This window comes from Actinocorallia libanotica (assembly GCF_039525175.1).
Classification (GTDB): Bacteria; Actinomycetota; Actinomycetes; order Streptosporangiales; family Streptosporangiaceae; genus Actinocorallia; species Actinocorallia libanotica.
Window position 1 is genome coordinate 170,171 of the sequence record NZ_BAAAHH010000002.1, and the last position, 20,501, is coordinate 190,671.

19 protein-coding genes and 1 pseudogene are annotated in these 20,501 nt (G+C 70.9%); 4 read left to right on the plus strand and 16 right to left on the minus strand.

Features of this window, described 5'->3' with window-relative positions:
• Positions 1-63: 63 nt before the first annotated feature.
• From ABD140_RS03845 to ABD140_RS03865, 5 genes are all read right to left on the minus strand, one after another.
• Positions 64-1,128, minus strand: a complete 1,065-nt coding sequence (locus tag ABD140_RS03845; protein WP_344236742.1) for an alpha/beta hydrolase — start codon at positions 1,126-1,128, stop codon at positions 64-66.
• A gap of 312 nt (positions 1,129-1,440) precedes the next feature.
• Entirely contained in the window at positions 1,441-2,529 is a 1,089-nt protein-coding gene (locus ABD140_RS03850; RefSeq protein WP_344236744.1) for a CU044_5270 family protein, read from the minus strand.
• Positions 2,526-3,125: an RNA polymerase sigma factor gene (locus ABD140_RS03855; RefSeq protein ID WP_344236746.1), complete on the minus strand. Its 600-nt coding sequence runs from the start codon at positions 3,123-3,125 to the stop codon at positions 2,526-2,528. The genes ABD140_RS03850 and ABD140_RS03855 overlap by 4 nt, the downstream gene beginning before the upstream one ends.
• Positions 3,126-3,165: 40 nt before the next feature.
• Positions 3,166-4,194 (minus strand): LCP family protein, encoded by a 1,029-nt coding sequence (locus ABD140_RS03860; RefSeq protein WP_344236748.1) that lies wholly within the window; start codon positions 4,192-4,194, stop codon positions 3,166-3,168.
• 2 nt (positions 4,195-4,196) lie between these two features.
• Positions 4,197-4,772: an RNA polymerase sigma factor gene (locus ABD140_RS03865; RefSeq protein WP_344236749.1), complete on the minus strand. Its 576-nt coding sequence runs from the start codon at positions 4,770-4,772 to the stop codon at positions 4,197-4,199.
• A 106-nt stretch (positions 4,773-4,878) separates the two neighbouring features.
• Here ABD140_RS03865 and ABD140_RS03870 point away from each other — a divergent pair, with 106 nt between their 5' ends.
• Positions 4,879-6,975 (plus strand): molybdopterin oxidoreductase family protein, encoded by a 2,097-nt coding sequence (locus tag ABD140_RS03870; protein WP_344236751.1) that lies wholly within the window; start codon positions 4,879-4,881, stop codon positions 6,973-6,975.
• A 179-nt stretch (positions 6,976-7,154) separates the two neighbouring features.
• Positions 7,155-8,072 carry a Rieske (2Fe-2S) protein gene (locus ABD140_RS03875; protein WP_344236753.1) on the plus strand — a complete coding sequence of 306 codons (918 nt, stop codon included), beginning with the start codon at positions 7,155-7,157 and terminating at the stop codon, positions 8,070-8,072.
• Between the two features lie 10 nt (positions 8,073-8,082).
• On the opposite strand, the gene ABD140_RS03880 is transcribed toward ABD140_RS03875, so the two are convergent.
• Genes ABD140_RS03880 through ABD140_RS03890 form a run of 3 tightly spaced genes read right to left on the minus strand, consistent with a single transcriptional unit; the run spans position 8,083 to position 9,935 of the window.
• Positions 8,083-8,307 (minus strand): hypothetical protein, encoded by a 225-nt coding sequence (locus tag ABD140_RS03880; RefSeq protein ID WP_344236755.1) that lies wholly within the window; start codon positions 8,305-8,307, stop codon positions 8,083-8,085.
• A gap of 35 nt (positions 8,308-8,342) precedes the next feature.
• A complete protein-coding gene (locus tag ABD140_RS03885; RefSeq protein ID WP_344236757.1) occupies positions 8,343-9,098 on the minus strand; it encodes a sulfite exporter TauE/SafE family protein in 756 nt (251 codons plus the stop codon).
• A gap of 45 nt (positions 9,099-9,143) precedes the next feature.
• Positions 9,144-9,935 carry an ABC transporter ATP-binding protein gene (locus ABD140_RS03890; RefSeq protein WP_344236759.1) on the minus strand — a complete coding sequence of 264 codons (792 nt, stop codon included), beginning with the start codon at positions 9,933-9,935 and terminating at the stop codon, positions 9,144-9,146.
• Positions 9,936-10,057: 122 nt separating this feature from the next.
• Here ABD140_RS03890 and ABD140_RS03895 point away from each other — a divergent pair, with 122 nt between their 5' ends.
• Positions 10,058-10,786, plus strand: coding sequence for a hypothetical protein (locus ABD140_RS03895; protein ID WP_344236761.1), 729 nt, complete (start codon positions 10,058-10,060; stop codon positions 10,784-10,786).
• A gap of 7 nt (positions 10,787-10,793) precedes the next feature.
• Here the strand turns inward: ABD140_RS03895 and ABD140_RS03900 are convergent, their stop codons facing one another.
• From ABD140_RS03900 to ABD140_RS03920, 5 genes are all read right to left on the minus strand, one after another.
• Positions 10,794-12,302, minus strand: a complete 1,509-nt coding sequence (locus ABD140_RS03900; RefSeq protein ID WP_344236763.1) for a protein kinase domain-containing protein — start codon at positions 12,300-12,302, stop codon at positions 10,794-10,796.
• A gap of 63 nt (positions 12,303-12,365) precedes the next feature.
• Positions 12,366-13,064: an RDD family protein gene (locus ABD140_RS03905; protein ID WP_344236765.1), complete on the minus strand. Its 699-nt coding sequence runs from the start codon at positions 13,062-13,064 to the stop codon at positions 12,366-12,368.
• A gap of 55 nt (positions 13,065-13,119) precedes the next feature.
• Positions 13,120-13,500, minus strand: coding sequence for a DUF2752 domain-containing protein (locus ABD140_RS03910; RefSeq protein WP_344236767.1), 381 nt, complete (start codon positions 13,498-13,500; stop codon positions 13,120-13,122).
• Positions 13,501-13,604: 104 nt separating this feature from the next.
• Positions 13,605-14,372 carry a PP2C family protein-serine/threonine phosphatase gene (locus tag ABD140_RS03915; protein ID WP_344236769.1) on the minus strand — a complete coding sequence of 256 codons (768 nt, stop codon included), beginning with the start codon at positions 14,370-14,372 and terminating at the stop codon, positions 13,605-13,607.
• A 234-nt stretch (positions 14,373-14,606) separates the two neighbouring features.
• Positions 14,607-15,821, minus strand: coding sequence for a hypothetical protein (locus tag ABD140_RS03920; protein WP_344236771.1), 1,215 nt, complete (start codon positions 15,819-15,821; stop codon positions 14,607-14,609).
• Between the two features lie 573 nt (positions 15,822-16,394).
• Between ABD140_RS03920 and serB the strand changes: the two genes are divergently transcribed.
• Positions 16,395-17,576 carry a phosphoserine phosphatase SerB gene (gene serB, locus ABD140_RS03925; RefSeq protein ID WP_344236773.1) on the plus strand — a complete coding sequence of 394 codons (1,182 nt, stop codon included), beginning with the start codon at positions 16,395-16,397 and terminating at the stop codon, positions 17,574-17,576.
• Between the two features lie 109 nt (positions 17,577-17,685).
• On the opposite strand, the gene ABD140_RS03930 is transcribed toward serB, so the two are convergent.
• The 3 genes and pseudogenes from ABD140_RS03930 to ABD140_RS03940 all read right to left on the minus strand — a co-directional run bounded on the left by ABD140_RS03930 (position 17,686) and on the right by ABD140_RS03940 (position 20,164).
• Complete coding sequence (locus tag ABD140_RS03930; RefSeq protein WP_344236775.1) at positions 17,686-18,156, minus strand: SixA phosphatase family protein; 471 nt, start codon at positions 18,154-18,156, stop codon at positions 17,686-17,688.
• Between the two features lie 201 nt (positions 18,157-18,357).
• Positions 18,358-18,961: pseudogene (locus tag ABD140_RS03935) on the minus strand (sodium/proton-translocating pyrophosphatase); the annotation flags it as partial.
• Positions 18,962-19,012: 51 nt separating this feature from the next.
• Entirely contained in the window at positions 19,013-20,164 is a 1,152-nt protein-coding gene (locus tag ABD140_RS03940) for an RNA-guided endonuclease InsQ/TnpB family protein (RefSeq protein WP_344236777.1), read from the minus strand.
• Between the last annotated feature and the right edge of the window lie 337 nt (positions 20,165-20,501).

A 20,501-nucleotide genomic window follows, 5' to 3' on the forward strand; every position in this document is an offset into this window, starting at 1 on the left:
GGCACCACGTGAGAAGGGCGGGCACCCGTACGGGTGCCCGCCCTTCCCGCGTCCGCGCCCTGGTCAGACGCCCAGCGCCTTCATGATCATCGGCCAGGCGAGCTTGTACTCGCGGTTCCACCAGGGCCAGCTGTGCAGGCCGTCCCCGTACAGGTGCACCGTGGTCGGGATGTTCATCGCCTTGAGCCGGGCGGCGAGGTCCTCGTTGGTCATGCCGATGACCTTCTCGCTGATCGAGCCCGCCGCGTACGCCTTGGCGACCTCGGTGAGGTCGCCCTCCTTCTCGTCGATCACCTCTTTGAGACCCAGGTCCAGCTGGCCGATCAGGCCGGTGGTGCCGGAGGAGAGGTAGACGCCGGTGCCGCGGAGGTTGCCGGCGTTGACGTACGGGTCGTGCTCCAGCCAGTTCCAGCGGTCCCACAGCGGGTCGCCCAGCTTGCCGTAGGGGTCCGGGTTCTCGGTGGCGCCGTCGATCACGTCCGACAGCAGCATGATCGTGGGGATGCCCGGCTTGGTGATGTGCGCGATGCCGCTGTAGGAGGCCACGTACTTGTAGAAGCCGGGGTTGCGGGTGGCGTACATCAGCGCGCCCGAGCCGCCGGAGGACAGGCCCATGATCGCGCGGGTGGTGCTGCCGCGGAAGTTGCGCTCCACCAGCTGGGACAGCTCCCTGGTGTGGAAGGCCTCCCACTTGGGGTTCCCGCCCTTGCCGCCGTTGTACCAGTCGACGAAACCGCCGCCCTTGCCCGAGTCGGGCATGACCACGATGACGTCATCGCCCAGGGCGGTCTCCTCGATGTCGGTCTTCTCGGACCAGATCGTGTAGGTGTCCGGGCCGCCGGAGAGCACGTACAGCACCGGCCAGGTGCGCGTGGCGTCCTTGCTCCACCCCTTGGGCACCAGGATCCGCGCCTGCGGGTCCATCGAGGTGACCCCGGGCGTGTCGATCGTGACGTCCACGGTGCGGTCGTCCACCCACCGCTCGTCCGTGATCTTCGCGCCGCTGTCCGCCGCCGCGGGCCCCGCGGCCGCCGGACCGGGCTCGGCCACCGCCGGCGCCGCGGGCAGACCCAGCACCGTCGCCAGCATCACGCCGGTCACCAGCTGCCCGAACTTCCGAAGCTTCACCTTGCTGCACGCACCGTTCTCACCAGCCGTTTCCCGTGGTTACCAGGAAGTAGAGCGCAACATATCGGACACCCATGACGGTTGGAAGCACACCAAGTTGCAAATCGGTACCCTTCCTACCTCGATTGCCTCACTCCCCAACGATCAGCCCCTCCCGCCCATCTCCCGATCTTCCAGTTTGTTTCGTAACAGATACCTCACCTTCGACAGCGCCCCCGAGACCCCCGGTAACACACCTGGCTTTGCGAGCGCTTTACCCGGGCGCACGAAAGCCCCCGCCGGGATCCGACGGGGGCTGCTCGCAGGAAGGCGTCAGGGTCTCTGGCCGCGCTCGTCGACCAGGGCGACGCGGAGGATCACCGACTGGGTCATGATGTGGCCGGGCTTCATGTACCGCGCCAGTTCGGGATCGGCCTTCCGGCCGTTCTCACCGCCCTTCAGCGGCCAGGAGGACGCGTCGTAGTCCATGACCGTGCGCTCGCCGAGGAACTCGAAGGTGGCGGCGTCGAAGATCAGGTCGGAGCGGACGCCGTCCCAGGCCATGCCGACGGCGACGCCCTTCCGGCCGACCAGGTCGGTGACGTCTTCGATCAGGACGGTGCCGGGGATCCGGGACGCCGCGGCGAACAGGGCGGCGCGGCTCTTCGGCGGCACGTAATGCCCGCGGATGGTCTCGACGACCTTGTTGAAGGCACGCATGTCCGGTGGGCTCGGATCGTTCTTCTTCGGGGAGTACAACCATTCGGACATGGCTTCCACATCCGTCGGCAGGTCCCTGCGGTAGCGGTCGTCACCGGCCTTGCAGTCGGGCACGACCTTCATGTCCCTTCTTCCGGCCTCGCTGACGTTCCGGTAGCTCTCGCAGATCCATCCGGACCCGCTGACCCTTTCGGGCTTGATCTCCCCCGGCCAGGGAACCTGGTAGCCCTCACCACCGCCTCGCCACATTCCCGGGCTCTGACCACCCACCGGATACCAGTTCTCTCCGTGGCTGTTCTCCCCTCTCCTGCTGATGAAGTACTTCTTCTCGCCGTTCTTGCCCATCTGCGACATCCGAGCGAAGTGGTCCTGCTCTCCCCTCTCCTCGAAGTAGAGGTACTGGCCGGGTTCCGGCCTGAGTTCGGGCTCGGTTCCCGCCCTTCGCGAGGCCCGGACGAGGACCTCCGAGGCCGCCGCGAGCCGCAGCGTGCCGTCCCGCCCGGCATCGGGCGACTCCGCGCCGGGACCGACCAGGGCGGCCAGCACGACGGCGGCGGCTCCTCCGGCCAGGACCGTGGCGAGGACTCCGCCGAGAAGGAGGCGGCGGCGCGGTCTGCGGGCGGGGGTGCGGATCTCGGACATCAGGTGGCGCCTCCGGGTCTGCAGGTCAGGCAGGTCCCGTCGCGGGGGAAGAGGGGTCATGACAGTTCCTCCCTGAGTGCGTTGTTTATCCCTTTGTGTCCGGGGAGGGGAGGCGGTTCCTTCAGTCGGGCGCGGATGCGGCTGAGGCGGGAGCGGACGGTGCCGACGGGGATGCCGAGAGCGGTCGCGGCCTCGGCGTAGGTGAGCTCCTCCCAGACGCAGAGCACCAGCAGCTCCTGGTCACGGCGGGGGAGGTGCGCGATGCGGTCGAGGATCTCGCGCATGCGCCGCTGGTCGTCCAGGCGGGCGGCGACCAGGTCGGCGTCCGTCTCCGGCGCGACGGGCTCGGGGAGGCGGGAAAGGGCCGCGCCGTACCGACGGAGCGACCGCTGGTGGTTGCGCAGCACGTTGGTGGCCACCCCGTACAGCCACGGCAGGAGCGACCCGCCTTCCAAGCGCACCTGCTTGCGCCGCCGCCAGGTCTCCAGGAAGACGACCGAGGCCAGGTCCTCGGCCACCGCCCAGTCCGCCGTCCGCCGGAAGCAGAAGTTGTAGACGGTGCGGCCGTGCCGGTCGAACAGCTCCCCGAAGGCCTGCTCGTCCCCGCCCACGGCCGCACCCCACAACTCGGGGTCGTTCCTGCTGTGAAGGGTCACATTCCCCTTGTGTCCGCACCCATCCGGCGGTTCCGTCCTCTCAGCGGAGGGTCCGCCAGAGGTTCTCGGCGTCGGGCTGCTTCAGGACGAGGCGGTTCGGGTCCTCGGGAGCGGGTTCCCAGGGAGCCGTGGAGAAGGCGACCGTTCGGTCATCGGACCGGGCGAAGGTGCGGAAGATCTCCACGGTCATGCTCAGAGACGGGGCGGGATCCGCGTCCAGGGCGGGGACGATGCCGTTGGCGAGTTTCGCGAGCTGCGCCGGGTCGTCCAGGTACGGTTCGGCCTTCTCCAGGAGGGCGGCCATGAGTTTCTGCTGGCGCTTGATCCGCTCCAGGTCGGAGCCGTCGCCCAAGCCGTGCCGCGCCCGGACGTAACCGAGGGCCTCCTCGCCGTTCAGGGTGCTGGTGCCTTGGGGGAGCGTCTTTCCCGTCTCAGGATCGATCACCACCTCGTTCGCGAGGGCGAGCTTCACACCGCCTATGGCGTCCACCAGCTTCTTGAAGGTCTGGAAGCCGAAGACGATGGTGTGGTCGAGGGTGATCCCGGTCAGGTTCTCGACGGTCCTGCGGGAGCATTCCGCGCCGCCGGTGCTGAAGGCCTGGTTGATCGCCGTGCGACGGCCGGGGACCTTCCGGCCGGACCGGTCGACGCAGTCCGGGACGTCCACGAGGGTGTCGCGGGGGATGCTGATCATCTTCACGCCGCTCCCGGAGACGGGGACGTGCGCCACGATGATCGTGTCGGAGCGGGCAGACTCCTTCTTCGCGTTCCGGCCCGCTCTCTGGTCGGAGCCCAGGAGCAGGAGGTTCACGTCCTTTGTCGGCTTCGGCTCAGCGGCGGGTGCCTTCAGGACGTTCTGGTGCCCGGTCTCGGAGTCGAGGAGGAGGCGGGGGGCCAGGAGGGCGGAGGCGGTGACGGCGGCGGCCACGCCGAGGACGAGCCAGCTCTTCGGGCGCGTCAGGCGGGCGGGGCGGCGGCCGTACATGCGGTCGCGCTGGTGGGCCAGGGAGGCCGGGGGTTCGTGTTCCAGGTCGCGGCCGAGGTCGCGGAGCATCTTCAGGTCGTCCATCGTCACTCTCCTTCCAGCGGGTTGACGTCGCCGAGCGCGGCGCGGACCTTGCGCCTGGCGCGGTTGAGGCGGGAGCGCACGGTCCCGATCGGGATGTCGAGGGCGCGGGCGACCTCCTCGTAGGTGAAGTCGCCCCAGGCCACGAGGAGCAGTACGTCGCGGTCGCCCGCCGAGAGGGCGGCCAGGGCGAGTGCCAGTTCGCCGCGCGAGGCCTGCGCCGTCACGCCCTCGGCCACCCGGTCGGCGGGCGAGTCCACGTAGACGGCGGGCGGGGCGCTGCGCTCCCAGGCCCGGTAGCGGGCGGCCTCCCTGCGGTGGTGGCGGGAGATGAGCTTGGTGAGGATGCCGAACAGCCAGGGGCGGGCGTCGGCGTAGGAGGTGTCGTACCTGGCGCGTTTGGCGAAGGCGATCGCGAAGGTGTCGCCCACGAGGTCCTCGGCGCTCTCCGGGCCGAGGCGGCGCGAGGTGTAGCGGTACAGCAGGCCTGAGTAGCGGTCGAAGAGCTCCGCGAACGCCTCGGGCCGTCGCAGTGATTCCGCGATGAGAGCCGAGTCGTCCGACCGCACGGACGTCGTCATGCCATTGCGGCCTTCCTTAGGGAGTGGGTCACCGTTATCTCGCCACTCGCCGGGAAAGGGGTTCACGGCTCTGTCCCCGACCTGATGTAAGTGGTTACATACATCCATGACCCGAACCGCGTTCAGGACATGTCCGCTGTGCGAGGCCGTGTGCGGCCTGGAGCTCACCTTGGACGACGACGACAAGGTGATCAAAGTACGCGGCGACAGGAACGACCCTTTCAGCAAGGGCTTCATCTGCCCCAAGGGCGCAAGTTTCGGGCGCCTGGATAACGACCCCGACAAACTGACCGCGCCGCTCCTGCGGGGCGAGGAGACGGGCTGGGCGGAGGCCTTCGAGGCGGCGGGCCACGGGCTGCGCCGCGTCATCGAGACCTACGGCAAGGACGCCGTCGCCATCTACCTGGGCAACCCCAGCGCGCACAGCGTCGCGGGCTCCCTCTACGGGCCGCTGCTCATCAAGGGCATCGGCACGAAGAACTTCTACAGCGCCAGCACCGCCGACCAGATGCCCAAGCACGTCAGCGCGGGCTACATGCTCGGCGACCCGCTGGCCATCCCCGTGCCCGACCTGGACCGCACCTCCTACCTGCTGATGCTCGGCGCCAACCCGCTGGAGTCCAACGGCAGCCTCTGCTCGGCCCCCGACTTCCCCGGCCGGCTGAAGGAGCTGCGCCGCCGGGGCGGGCGCCTCGTCGTGGTCGACCCGCGCCGCACCCGCACGGCCGAGCTCGCCGACCGGCACGTCCCGCTCCGCCCCGGCGCCGACGCCTGGTTCCTCTTCTCGATCGTGCACACCCTGTTCGCCGAGGGCCTGACCCGGCTCCGCCACGAAGTGGACGGCCTGGAGCAGCTGCGCGAGCTCGCCGAGGAGTTCTCCCCCGAGTCCACCGAGCCGGTCACCGGCGTCCCCGCGGCGACGGTACGGGAGATCGCCCGCGAGCTGGCCGCCGCCGAACCCGCCGTGGTCTACGGCCGGATCGGCACCTGCACCCAGGAGTTCGGCACCCTGGCGACCTGGCTGATCGACGCCTTGAACGTCCTCACCGGCAACCTCGACCGGCCCGGCGGCGCGATGTTCCCCAAGGCCGCGCACTCCGTCGGCAAGCGCTCGCGCCCCTACCGGACGGGCCGCTGGCACAGCCGGGTCCGCGGCCTGCCGGAGGTCAACGGCGAGCTCCCCGTGGCCACCCTCGCCGAGGAGATCGAGACCGAGGGCGAAGGCCAGATCAAGGCGCTGATCACCGTGGGCGGCAACCCCGTCCTCTCGGCGCCGAACGGCGACCGGATCGGCCGGGCCCTGGAGGGCCTGGAGTTCATGGTCAGCGTCGACCCGTACGTCAACGAGACGACGCGCCACGCCGACGTGGTCCTGCCGCCGCCTCCGCACACCCGCACCCCCCACTACGACGTGGCGCTGCTGGCGTTCACCGTCCGCAACTACGCGCGCTACTCCCCTCCGGCGGCCGACCGCGGCGACCGGCCGTCCGAGTCGGAGATCATGGCGCGGCTGGCGGGCGAGCTGACCGGCACGGCCCCCGAGGACGTCGACGAGTTCGTCATCCAGACCACCCTGAAGAAGGCGGGCCGGGAGGACCTGCGGGCCGAGCTGGGCCCGCCGTCCGCCGAGACGCGGCTCGACATGATGCTCCGCCTCGGCCCCTACGGGCTGACCCTGGCCGAGACGGTCGGCGGCCTCGACCTGGGCCCGCTCCAGCCCCGGCTGGCCGAGGTCATGGTCCTGGAGCGCGTCGACCTGTGCCCCGAGCTCTTCGCCAAGGACGTGGAGCGGCTGCGCGCCGCCCGCCCCGCCGACGGCTTCGTGCTGATCGGCCGCCGCCAGCTGCGCTCCAACAACAGCTGGATGCACAACATCCCCGAGCTGCTGGGCGGTTCCAACACCTGCACGCTGCGGCTGAACCCGGCCGACGCCGAGCGGCTGGGCATCGGCGCGGGCGACGTCGTGCGGATCACCTCGCGGACGGGCGAGGTGGAGGCGCCGGCCGAGCCGAACGACGAGATCATGCCGGGCGTGGTGAGCCTGCCGCACGGCTGGGGCCACTCCCGTCCCGGCACCCGCACCCGGGTGGCCGCCGAGAACGCCGGGGTCAGCGTCAACACGCTGACCGACGAGCAGGAGATCGACGTCCTGTCCGGCAACGCCGTGTTCAACGGGGTCCCGGTGCGCCTGGAACGCGTCTGAACCCGTGACCGGCGGTCCGGCCCCGGGCTCCCGGGGCCGGACCGCCGACGCGTCGCGCCGTGACAGATCGGCTCTACTGCCCCGTACGTCACCGTTATCCCACCCCTTGGAAGGGGAAAGCTCACGAGAAGGTGGATGACCGTCGAAGCGCCCACAGCGGGCAGATGGGATGTCAGCCAGTGAATCGTGAACGAGCGGGCAGGATCACCAAGAACGGGGCGCAGGCCGGTACCCGGGCCCATCCGGTCGCGCTCGCCGAACGCCTGGAGCTGGACTCGGCGCTGGACAAGCCGATCCAGGTGATCTCCAAGGCGGTGCGCCGGGCCCTGCCCCCCGGACCGCTGCGCAATCTCCTGCACGGCGTGCCGTTCGGGCACCCCGTGCACGCGCCCCTGACCGACCTCCCCATCGGCGCCTACTGCTCGGCGGCGCTCCTCGACCTCTTCCCCGGCACCCGGCGCGCCTCCCGCGTCCTGATCGCCTTCGGCCTGTCCACCTCGGTGCCGACGGTGCTCACCGGCCTGGCCGACTGGTCGAGCCTGCACCGGGAGCAGCAGCGGGTCGGCCTGGTGCACGCGGTGGGGATGGGCCTGACCAACCTGCTGTACGGCGCCTCGCTGCTGGCGCGGATGCGCGGCGACCAGGGCACCGGCAAGGCGCTGAGCTTCCTGGGGCTCGGCAGCATGATGGCCGGCAGCTACCTGGGCGGCCACCTGGCCTTCCGGCAGGCCGCGGGCGCCAACCACGCCCCCTCGATCTCCCACCTCGTCCCGCTGGGCTGGCACGACCTGTGCCCGCTGGACGAGCTGCCCGACGGCTGGCCGGTGCACCGCTCCCTGGGCTACATCGACCTGTTCGTGCTGCGCCTGGGCGACGAGGTGCGGGTGCTGGCCGACGCCTGCGCCCACCTGGCGGGGCCGCTGCACCAGGGCCGTGTCGTGCGGATCCACGACGAGATCTGCGTGGTCTGCCCCTGGCACGGCAGCACCTTCCGCGTCGACGACGGCGCGGTCGTCGACGGGCCCGCCACCAGCCGGCAGCCGGCCTTCGACACCCGGATCAGCGAGACGGGGATGGTGCAGGTCCGCCCGATCTGAGCGGCCGCCGCTACTCCGCGCCCTCGTCCATCGGGTGCTCCACCAGGGCCACGACCCTGCTGGCCATGAACCGCGCGGTGCGCACCGGCGTGCCGGTGCGGGTCACCTCGCTGACCTCGATCACCCCGCGCCGGTTGCTGATCTCCACCCGCCGTCCGGCCTTGGTGGCGACGACGTCGTACGTCCGCAGAGCGTCACCGGACTCCACCACGATCTCGACACGGTCGCCCTTCACCGCATTCTCCCGCCATGAGAACCCATGTTCGAGACCTACCCGGTGAGCAGCTTCACAACCGCCACGAGGCCGACGCACACGATGACGCCGCGCAGCGCCCACGACGGAAGCCTCCGCCCCACCGAGGCGCCGGTGTAGCCGCCGAGGAAGGCGCCGGCGGCGATCAGCCCCACCACCGCCCAGTCCACCTCGGCGATCACGATGAACAGGGCGGCCGCGGTGGCGTTGACGATCCCGCTCAGCGCGTTCTTGATCCCGTTGACGGTCTGCATGTCGTCGGGCAGGAAGATGCCCAGCAGCGAGATCAGCAGGATGCCCTGGGCCGCGCCGAAGTACCCGCCGTAGACCCCGGCCAGGCAGACCAGAGCCCACAGCAGCGGCCCCCCGTGCCCGGCCTCGCCGCTGCGCCGCCCCCGCACCCAGGCGTTGAGCCGCGGCTGCAGCACCACCAGCACCAGCGCGATCACGATCAGCGCCGGGACGATCATCTTGAACGCCGACTCGGGCAGGCTCAGCAGCAGCAGCCCGCCGGCGAGCGCGCCGAGCAGCGAGCCGGAGCCCAGCCGCAGCAGCCGCCCGCCCTGGCCGGCCAGCTCCCGCCGGTAGCCCCAGCAGGAGGCGACGGCGCCCGGCACCAGGCCGATGTTGTTGGAGACGTTCGCCAGGACCGGTGGATAACCCAGCGCCACCAGGGTCGGGAACGTGATGAGCGAACCCGACCCGACGACAGCGTTGATCCCTCCGGCGGCCGTCCCCGCCGCGAAGATCGCGACCGCTTCCCACGGTGTCATGGTGCCCGATCGTAGGGAGCCGCCCCGATCACTCCGACATCAGGGCTATGCCAGGGCGGAACGGGCGTACCACCGGTCGTTGTGCTGCTCCACCTGCAGCGGGATGCCGAAGCAGTCGCTGAGGTTCGCGCCGGTCAGCACCTCCTCCACCGGACCGGCCGCCACGACCCCGCCCCGGCGCAGCAGCAGCGCGTGGGTGAAGCCGGGCGGCACCTCCTCCAGGTGGTGGGTGACCAGCACCATCGCCGGCGCCGCCGCGTCGCCCGCCAGCCGCGCCAGCCTGCCCACCAGCTCCTCGCGGGCGCCCAGGTCCAGGCCCGCGGCGGGCTCGTCCAGCAGGAGCAGCTCCGGGTCCGGCATCAGCGCCCGGGCGATCTGCACGCGCTTGCGCTCGCCCTCCGAGAGGGTGACGAAGCGCCTGCGCACCAGCTCGGTGCAGCCCAGCGCCTCCAGGAGCGCGACCGCGCGGCCCACGTCCGTGGAGTCGTACTCCTCCTGCCAGCGCCCCAGGATCGCGTACGACGCCGTCAGCACCAGGTCCATGACCGTCTCGCCCGACGGCACCTTCTCGGCCACCGCCGCGCTGGCGAAGCCGATACGGGGCCGCAGCTCGAAGACGTCGGTCTGGCCCAGCGTCTCCCCCAGCACCTCCACCCGGCCCTCGGTCGGGTAGAGCGTGGTCGCCGCCACCTGGAGCAGCGTGGTCTTGCCCGCCCCGTTCGGCCCGATGACCACCCAGCGCTCGCCCTCGCGGACCGTCCAGTCCACCCCGCCGAGCAACACGGCTCCCTCGCGCCGGATCACGACGCCCTGGAGCCTCAGTACCTCACCGCTCATTAAGATCCTCCAGCGACAACCTTATTGCAGGCAGGGCGCGAATCCCCTGCCCCGTGGGAATTGCGGCACCGTCCGGTACCACGCTCCGAGAGATGCTCCGAAAGCCGGTTATCGTGTTTGTCATGCACGGCTCTCGCCCTTCTCCCACCCTGGTCGCCTGGGTGAACGCCTGGCTCACCGGTCATGTCGGCCTCGACGAGGCGGTGGACGCGGCCGAGCGCTCCGGCCCCCATCTGGCGGGCGAGGTGCCTTTGCGCTCCTGGCTGGCCGAGCTGCGTCCGCGCGGCCTCGCCGGGCTGCGCCTGGCGCTGCCCGCCCCCGGCGACCCGCTGGGCCTGTCCGGCCCGCCCGAGTTCAACCGGGCGGCGGTCGAGGCCGGGGAGGGCGTCATCGTCCTGCTGGCCGACCACGCGATCGGCATGGTCCCCGCCGAGGACCGGCGCGGCTCCTCCTACCAGGGCACCCGCTGGGAGCTGCTGCCCGCCCGCGGCGCCCTCCCGGACGTGCCGTCGCTGGCCGAGGCCGAGCGCGGACTCGCGCTGGCGATGCGCGAGGTCACCGAGATCATGAGCGACCTGGACGACATCGGCGGCGACCGCACCGCGGTGCTCAAGGCGCTGCGCGACGACGCCGACAGCGGGCTCGCCCCCGGCTACCCGGCCCGCGCCCACCGGGTCGACGCGCTGGCCACCCGGCTGACCGTGGTCCTGGAGCTCGCCGGCGGGATCGCCGGGCACAACCTCACCGCGGGCCAGATGCTCCGCCGCTCCGACGCCCTGACGCTGCTGGACCAGGCGGTCCGCCGCGCCCGCGTCGCCGCCCACGGCGCGGTCTTCGAACCGGCGCGCTGACACCGCTTCAGGCCTGGACCACCCGGGTGCCGCACACCTTGTCGGCGAGGGTCTGCCCCTCGCGGTCCCACAGCGGGACGAGGAACCCGATCAGCAGCGTCCACCAGTTGATGATCTGGGCGAAGACCCGCGCGACGCCGCGGACCAGTCCGAGCCGCTCCCCCGTCCGGGCGTGCACCACCCGCAGCATGCACAGGCCCTTGCCGGGGCTGAACCCGAGCAGGCCCTCCATCATCCCGTAGCCGAAGTACACGATCGCCCAGACGAGGATCATGGCCCCGCCCTGGGAGTCGGTGAGGTCCGCCTCCGCCGGGTCGTTCCAGGTGATCACGACGACGAACATGATCACGGCGAAGAAGCCGAGGAACCAGTCGATCAGGAAGGCCGCCGCCCTGCGCCAGTACGGGGCCGAGCGCCGCGCCCCGGCGGTCCCCGGGAAGGGCTGCTGGTACGGCTGGGCGTAACCGTGGCCGAACTGGGCCGGAACGTGCTGCTGGTGGCCGGGGGGCTGCGTCGGCGCCCATCCCGCCGACGGGCCGTATGCCGCCGCCTGGCCGTAGGCGGGGCTCTGCACGGGCGGTGCGGGCTGGGAGAACGGGAGCTCGACGGGCGGGGGCGTGGCAGGCGCCTGGGTGAGATGGTGCGCGAACGGCGGCGGCGTCCGGGGATGGGGGGAAGGCTGCCCGAACGTCTGGGACGGCCCCTGCCGGAGCTCGTCACGGACGTGGGTGATGCGCTGGAGCGCCGCCTCTGCGGTACGGGGACGGCCCGCGGGGTCCTTGGCCAGCAGGTCGGTGATCAGCCTGTTCAGCGACTCCGGCAGCTCCGGACGCACCGTGCGCGGCGGGTCGGGGACCTTCTGCAGATGGGCGTAGACGAACTCCGGCAGCGTGCTCCCCTCGAACGGGGGCCGCCCGACGACCATCTCGTAGAGCATGACGCCGAAGGAGTACAGGTCGCACCGGCCGTCCACCTCGGTGTTGCCGGTGAACTGCTCGGGCGCCATGTAGGCGGGCGTCCCCACCACCGAGCCGGTGACGGTGGCGTCGGTGAACCGCGCGATCCCGAAGTCCAGGATCTTCAGCCCGCCCTTGTTCAGGATCATCACGTTGCCGGGCTTGACGTCCCGGTGCACCACGCCCTGGGCGTGCGCGGCGCCCAGCGCCCCCAGCAGCTCGGCGGCGATCTCCAGCGTCCGTTCCAGCGGAAGGCGGCCGTCCTCCAGGAGGGACTTCAGGTCCCGGCCTTCGAGGTGCTCCATGACCAGGTAGAGCGTCTGCTCGTACTGGCCGATGTCGTGCACGACCATGATGCCCGGGTGGGAGAGGCCCGCGCCGATCTGCGCCTCGCCCCGGAAGCGGCGCACCGCCTCCGCGGTGGGGCTGACCACGAGGGTCTTGATCGCCACCCGGCGGCCGAGCGCGGTGTCGCGGCCCTCCCAGACGGCGCCCATGCCGCCCTGGCCGATCTTCCTGACCAGCTCGAAGCGGTCGGCGAGTACCAGACCCTCGTGCAAGGCAACCTCCCGGAAACGAAGAGCGGGGCGCCCCGGGTGGGACGCCCCGCCGAGACGCCGACGTCAGACGGAGCGGACGACGACGGTGTTCATGACCTTGTCGGCGAAGGTCTGCTTCTTGGCGTCGAACAGCGGCCACAGCCAGCCCACGTAGCAGGCGATGCTGTCCAGGAAGTGCGCGAGCTTGCGCACGAACGCCATGCCGAACCCGACCGGCTGTCCGGTCTGCTCGCTGATGAGGCGGATGTTGGTGAGCTTCTTGCCGGGCGTCTGCCCGGTCGTGCCCTCCTGGTAGATGAAGTAGAGCTGGATCGCGAAGCTGACCGCGTAGCCCAGCAGCATCACCAGCATGCCGCCGGCGCCCGAGCCGCCGCCGCTGCTGCTGTAGGAGCCGGTGGCGGGGTCGTAGGAGACCTCGGGCGCGTCGCTGGCGAAGAGCGCGATGGCGATGACGTACAGCAGGCCCGCGGGGATCGCGGCGATGATGCCGTCGACCAGGGTCGCGGCGAACCGCGCGCCCCAGCCGGCGTACGCGCCGTACGCGCCGCCCGCGTAGCCGTAGGGCTGCTGCTGCGGCACGCCGTACTGCGGCTGGGCGGCCGCGGGGAAGGCCGGCTGCGCGGGGTAGGCCGGCGGCGGGGTGGCCTGGTAGGCCGGGGGCTGCGGCGGCGGAGTCTGCGGGCCGCCGTACGGGTTCGCGGGAGGCTGCTGCCCATAACCGGGCTGGTGCTGACCGTAGGGGTCGTAGGGGGGGTTTCCCACGTTGACTTCTCCTCGTGAATGGTGCCGATGCGTCAGCCGGGTTCGGCGTGCGCTGTCAGAGGACTCCGAATCGGACGAGCTGCCAGATGCCGGAGCCCGCTATGGCGGTGCCGAGAATCCAGGCACGCACCCGCGGTCCCCACGCCTGCCATCGGGCGCCGAGTCCCAGCGGAGCCAGGGCGAAGACGATCGCCCCGGCGAACACCAGGGGGTTGGCCGCCAGAGCCCGGACCGGATGCCCGGACCCCAGTTCGATGAAGACGGTGGTGCCGCCGCAGAAGGGGCAGGGAAGAGCAGTCAACGCTCGGATGGGGCACAGGATCCCGGGATCGTGGATCCCATGCGCGAACGCGACGGACAACGCGAGCGCCGCCATCGCCGCCGCCCTGACCGCGACCGTCCCGACGGGACGGCGCAGTGCCGTTGCCCCCGTCATGAAAGCCTCCACCCGACCTTCTCGTCCCTTTGTCGACCCCTTATACCGGCCTGACCACTGCCACTGTCAAGCCGGGGGATCGTCGCGGAACCGGACCGTGATGGTCAGGCTCCCGCGACCGCTCCCACCAGGGTGGGACGCTGGTGCGGCGCTCCTGGTTCTGCTTCGAGCACATCTGCCACCACGCAGGTGATGTTGTCAGGGCCGCCGTGGGCGCGCGCGGCCTCGATGAGCCTGGCCACGGCCTGTTCCCGCTCCTTCTCGGCGGAGAGGATGTCGAAGATCTCCTGGGGTCCGACCGGGCCGGACAGGCCGTCGGAGCACAGCAGGTAGCGGTCGCCGAGGCGGGCGTCGCGGGGGGCGAGGTCGGGGTCGCGGTCGGGGCCGCCGTCCAGCACCTTGAAGAGCATGTGGGACAGGTGCGAGTTCTCCCCGGAGTCGCCGCCGTCCGCCAGGAGCTGGGCGAGGGTGTGGTCGCTGGTGATCTGGAAGAGCACGCCGTCGCGCAGGAGGTAGGCGCGGGAGTCGCCGATGTGGGCGATCGCGAACTTGCTGGTGCCGTTCCAGAGCATCGCCGTCAGGGTGGTGCCCATCCGGTTGAGCTCGGGATGGGCCGAGATGGCCTGGCCCAGTGCCCTGTTGACCTCGGAGACGGCCCTGGCGAGGGTGCCCTGCAGCTCCGTGTCGGCCACCGGAGCGTCGAACCGGCGCAGCGCGTTGATGACGGTGGAGCTGGCGACCTCGCCGCCGGCGTAGCCGCCCATCCCGTCCGCTACGGCCAGGAGGCAAGGACCGGCGTACCCGGAGTCCTCGTTGTTCTCCCGGTTGCAACCGATGTCGGAACCCGCTGCGTACCTGATTGCGACGTTCATACCAGTTTCGATGACGATCTCCTTGCGGCAGTTCATTACACCACCGCGCCTAGCGACCCTGCGAACGGTCTCTGGTCAGCGTAGTGGGTCACTGTCCCCCCGTCCGGTCCACAGGGCTGCTTTCTGCGTCTCTCTCACGCTACTGCGCCCTTGAACATTCCGGGATCAGCCTCCAGAGCCAGACCATTCACCCTCCCTACCCCCGGGGAATGAGGTCCCTCGGCAACCGCGAGGTCACGGCGTGAACCTCGCGACGAGACCCATGCGGGCTCCCCCTCTCCCCGGGTCGGCCCCGACGGCGTAGACCGTCCGGGTACCGGGGACCCGGAAGACGGCGAGCGCGTGCATGCCGGGGAACTTCTGATCGTGCCAGCGGCCCGAGGCCGTGCGGTGCATGACCTTCGAGACGTCGAACGGGCTCGAGTACCACGTCTTGACCGCGTAGCGGCCGCCCTGGCCGTCGGATGCCTGGGAGACCACTTCATTTCGCCCCAGCCGTCGTTCGCGACTCCAGAAACCGCCGTTCCAGCGCAATTGATAGGGCGTCTCCCGCACCTGCGCCCATTCGGGGATGACGCATCCCCGGTAGACGTAGACGAGACCGCTCACGGCGACCTCGCCTCGGTCGAGAACGGCGAGCGACGAGGAGAACGTCCAAACGCCGTTCTTCTTCTCCGTGGCGCGCCTGCTCTCCGGATGGATCCCGCCGAAGGGAATGTGACGCGGCCGGACGCCGCCGAAACGCCAGATGCCAGGCTGTCCGGTCGCGACCGACTCTCCCACCGCCCAAGCCCCGGTCCCGTCTCCCTCGGCGTCGCCCACCTGCAGTGGACTGGCCTGCCTGCTCCACTTCGTTCCGTCGTACCGGAGAACGATCGGACCTTCGAGACCCTCCCCGAAAGCCCACGCCTCTTTCTCGCCCGCCGCCACGACGGACGTGATGACGGCGTCCTCGACCGTCAGCGCGATCCTCCAGCCGGAACCGTCCCAGCGCAGCAGGCTGGAGGGCCGGGAGAGGCCGTTCTTCTCGTAGATCTCATGGGAGCGCCTGCACGCGGGGTCGTCCTTGGCCTCATACGTGAACGCGCCCGGCAGGACGAGCCAGGCGTTGCGGTCACTCGACGCGCTGAGTCTCGTACCGTTCTCGCTCCCCCGGTGCTCGCGCAGCGCCGGCCTGACGGGCAGGCGGGTGTTCCGCCACCGCTCGCCGTCCCAGTGGTGGACGACCGGCCTCTCCCGCCCCTGGCCGCCGGTGCGCTCCCCCAGCACCCAGGCACTTCGCGGCGAGGCCGCCGCGAACCCGTAGAACCAGGTGCTGCCCGCATCCCGCGTGCGCAGCACGACCTTCCACCCGAACGCCTCGACGGCGGCGGCGGGGAAAGCGCAGGTGGCCAGGAGAACGGCGAACGCCGAGAGGACCGTCCGCACCGACCTGCGCCGCACTCCCATCCCCGCGCCCCCGCACCACTCGAACCGTCCCGAACCGGATTCGAGGACCCTACGCGCCCACCTGTGCCGAGCAAAAGATCATCGAGCCATCGATTCGGGCACGGACGGACCCCGCTTTCCGGAGAGCGCGCTCAACTGGAGGCCTGCGTCTTCCCTGGGAGCGCGCCCAGCCGAAGGCCTGCGTCTTTCCGGAGAGCGCGCCCAGCCGGAGGACTGCGTCTCGTGCCTGCACCAGGCGGGCAGGTGCGGGGGACGGCGGCGCAGCGGGGCACCGGGTGGAGAGGGCGCCCGCCAGGAGGCCTGGCCGAAGGGCTGCGTCCTCTGTCCGTGAGACGCTCGCTTGATCGCTTTGAGGGGAGAGGACGGGAGACCGGGCGAGGTCAGGTTTCGGGGCGGGGGCGTCCTGTGGAGGGGAGGTGTTGTTCGGCTGAAGGCGCAGGGTGGACCGGCTTTTCGGGTGGGGGCCGGATGCGGGGGCGGCGGGGTCCGGTCGGCGGGGGCCCCGGGCGGGGCGTCCGAATGATGGACTCGATGCCCGGGGCGGCGGCGGTGGCCGGTAGCGTGGGCACCGGTATGGAACGGACGCTGCTCATCACGTTGACCGGCAGGGATCGCCCCGGGGTGACCTCCCGGCTCTTCGGCACCCTGGCCGACTTCCCCGTCGAGGTCTCCGACGTCGAACAGGTCGTGATCCGCGGCCGGCTGGTGCTGGGCGTGCTCGTCACCCACACCTCCGGCGTCGAGGCGCTGTGGGACGCGGTCAAGAAGGTCGCCGACGACCTCGAGATGGAGGTCGAGCTGTCCACCGGCGGCTCCAAGACCCCCAAGCGCAAGCGCTCCCAGCTGCACGTGACGGTGCTGGGCAGCCCGCTGACCCCCGCCGCGATGGCCGGGGTCGCCGGGCGGATCGCCACCCACGGCGCCAACATCGACCGCATCGAGCGGCTCGCCAGCTACCCGGTGACCGCGATCGAGCTGCTGGTCTCCGGCGCCGACCCCGCCGCGCTGCGCGCCGCCCTGGCCGCCGAGGCCGCCGAGGCCCAGGTGGACGTGGCCGTCCAGCGGGCCGGGCTGCACCGCAAGGCCAAGCGCCTGATCGTCATGGACGTCGACTCCACCCTCATCCAGGGCGAGGTCATCGAACTGCTGGCCGAGCACGCCGGGCAGCTCGACAAGGTCGCCGAGATCACCGAGGCCGCGATGCGCGGCGAGCTGGACTTCGCCGGCTCCCTGCGCGAGCGCGTCGCCCTGCTGGCCGGTCTCGACGCCTCGGCCATCGACGCCGTCCGCGACAAGATCGAGCTCGCCTCGGGCGCGCGCACCCTGGTGCGCACCCTCAAGCGCCTGGACTACAAGTTCGCCATCGTCAGCGGCGGCTTCACCCAGGTCACCGACGCCCTCGCCGCCGACCTCGGCATCGACTACACCGCCGCCAACACCCTTGAGGTCGTCGACGGCAGGCTCACCGGCCGCGTGGTGGGCCCGATCATCGACCGCGCCGGCAAGGCCGAGGCCCTGCGCCGCTTCGCCGCCGAGGCGGGCGTCCCCGTCACCCAGACCATCGCCATCGGCGACGGCGCCAACGACCTCGACATGCTCCAGGCCGCCGGCCTCGGCGTGGCCTACAACGCCAAGCCGGTCGTCCGCCGCGCCGCCCACACCGCCGTCAACGTCCCCTACCTCGACACCATCCTCTTCCTCCTCGGCATCTCCCGCGACGAGATCGAGGCCGCGGACGCCGAAGACCCCTCCTGACCCGCCCGGACGGGCCCGGGACGCGGGCGGCTCGTGGCCTTCGGACGCCCTGGCGCGAGGCGGGGCGTCCTCACCCGGACGGAAGCCGCGTTCCCCCGCGGGCCGGGGGTCAGAGGGTCTTGGGGGTGCGGTAGGCCAGGAGGGTGCCGCCGCGGGACTGCCAGGACTCCAGTTCGATCACGGCCAGCGCGCAGGTGGGGAAGTCCTCGATCTGCTCGTTGCCCGCGGCGATCGCCAGTTCGTGCACGGCGGGGTTGTGACCCACCAGCAGGATCGTCTCCGTCTGAGCGAACTCGGCTCCGGCCACGTGCACCAGGTCCAGGAGGTCGTGGCCGTCGCCCATGTAGATGGCGCTCTCGAAGCGGGCCGGAGCGGCCAGGCGCAGGCCTTCCAGCGTCTGCCTGGTGCGCAGCGCCGTGGAGCACAGGACCAGGCCCGGCTCCAGGCCCTGGGTGCGCAGGAAGTCGCCCATCGCGGCGGCGTCCCGCAGGCCCCGCTCCGCCAGCGGCCGCTCGTGGTCGATCAGGCCCAGCCCGACCTCCGCCTTGGCGTGGCGCAGCACCAGCAGTCTCCTGCTCACGGGGCGACCTGCGCCGACAGCGCCCACAGAACCACCATGATCAAGATCATGCCGCCAAAGATGACGGCGAACCCCTTACCACCACTCATGCGCCCAAGCGTAAGCGTCCCGCGGACCTCCCCCGCACCGCCCTGTGGATGAACATCTCGCGACGCTCAGCGCAGGGTCCACGCCGCGCTCAGCGCAGAGTCCGAACCGCGCTCAGCGCAGGGTCCGCGCCACCGGCACGCGCTCCCCGGCGCCCCGGTGGTGGGAGACCGTGATCACCATCGCGAGGACGGCCACGACGACCAGGGCCGCGCCCGCGCGCAGGAAGGCGTTCCCCGCCGTGGCGACGACGGCGGGGGCGATCAGCAGGGAGACCAGGTTCATCACCTTGATCAGCGGGTTGATCGCCGGGCCCGCGGTGTCCTTGAACGGGTCGCCCACGGTGTCCCCGATGACGGTGGCGGCGTGCGCCTCCGAGCCCTTCCCGCCCAGCCTGCCGTCCTCGACGACCTTCTTGGCGTTGTCCCACGCCCCTCCGGCGTTGGCCAGGAAGACGGCCATCAGCGCGCCCGCGGCGATCGCCCCGGCCAGGAACGCGCCCAGCGGGGCGTAGCCGAGCGCGAAACCCACCGCGATCGGCGTCAGGATCGCCAGCAGGCCGGGAGTGACCAGCTCGCGCTGCGCGTCCCGCGACCACCCGGCCGGCGGCCCGCCCCACTGCCATGATCGCCGGCCTGGAGAACAGAAAGACGACCGCGGCCCCGACGAGCAGCCCGATCAGCACGTTCGGCTGGTCCACCGAGAGGGTCAGCTTCTCGGCCTTGAAGGGCCGAGCTCGCAGCTCTTCACCGCACCTGGCCGGTGTGGTTCAGGCCGCGTCGTCGGCAGCGTGACTCACTGCCCAGACCGCCTCACCGCGCTGGGCGATGGTGCAGCCTGCGTTCACATCGGCGTGCTCAGCGAAGCCGCACGACATGCAGAGGAAAGTGGACTGATCAGGCCGGTTGCTGCGGCTGATGTGATGGCAGCGGCTGCACTCCTGTGAGGTGTGTCGGGGGTCGACGAACACCACCGGCACTCCCGCCAGAGCCGCCTTGTAGGAGACGAAGGCGCCGAGTTGTGCGAACGACCAGGAATGCAGCGTGACCCGCTGGGGCTTGCGGAGCCGTACCCTGCCGCGGATACCGCCCAGGTCTTCCAGGGCGATGCCGCGGCAGGTGCGTTGAGCCTCGGCCACGATCTTCTTGGCGATGCGGTGATTGGTGTCGGCCGCGAACCGCGCCTCCCGGCCTGACAGCTTGCGCAGGAGCCGTTTGGTGGACTTGGTGCCCTTCTTCTGGAGTTTGCGGCGTAGCCGCCGGTGCCGGTGGCGGACCTGGTTGAGGTGCTTTCCTGCATACCGGTCGCCGTCGCTGGTGGTGGCGATGTTCACGATGCCCAGATCCACCCCCAGGAAACCGACCGGGTCACCCAACTCGGGCTCAGGGATCTCGCAGGTGGCGTACAGGTACCAGTTCCCGCCCCGAAGCACCAGATCGGACTCCCCGCGCCGACACTCGGCGAGCATCCCCATCTGAGCCGCCGAGCACTGGAACGGGATGCCCCTCAAACGGCCGCAGACGGTCCAGATCGACACGGTACGGGCATCTGGCTGCCAGGACAGGCACCGGTCGTCGAACGGCTGAGCGGCGTCCTTACGGAACCGGACCGGCCTGGACTCCACCGCCCGACGCCGTTTGGAGCCCTCACGGCCGTAGTTCCCGGCCTTCAGGTTCGCTTTCAAGGCGGCGTAGGCCCCGGCGACTTTGCGGATCACATGGAGGGCGGGCTGGGCCGACAGACCCATCGCCTTCATCTCCCCGTACACCAACCGCTGAAGTGACTGCTTGCCCGTCGTCCCGGTGGCGAAAGCACGTCGAGAGGCACGGTCGGCGGCCCGGTTACAGGCACGCAGCGTCTCCCGGAGAGCCACTGCGGCAGCCTCGTCCGGGAGCAACTTCACCTGCACCACCAGCTTCACGGCCCTAACGTAACGCACCCTTTGCAACACCAAGAGTGTTTCTCGTATCCAGGCATACAAGAAGAGAGGCAAAGCGCTGCCCACAACCTGCATGTCCACCTTGTCTTCGTCACCGGGTACCGGCATACCGGCGCGGCACCACACCGACGCCCTGCTCATCCGCTGCGAGGGGGTCATGCAGGACGTGCGCGCCATGGCCCCGGGGAAGCCGTGGTCCCGGGGAAGGTATGCGCGCCTTTTCCGCCGGGAAAAGCAGTGCGTTCTCACGAGAAAGGTAATTTCTTACCGGCCGCCCGCTTCGGGGGCATGAAAAAGACCCCGCGTCCGGTAACGCGGG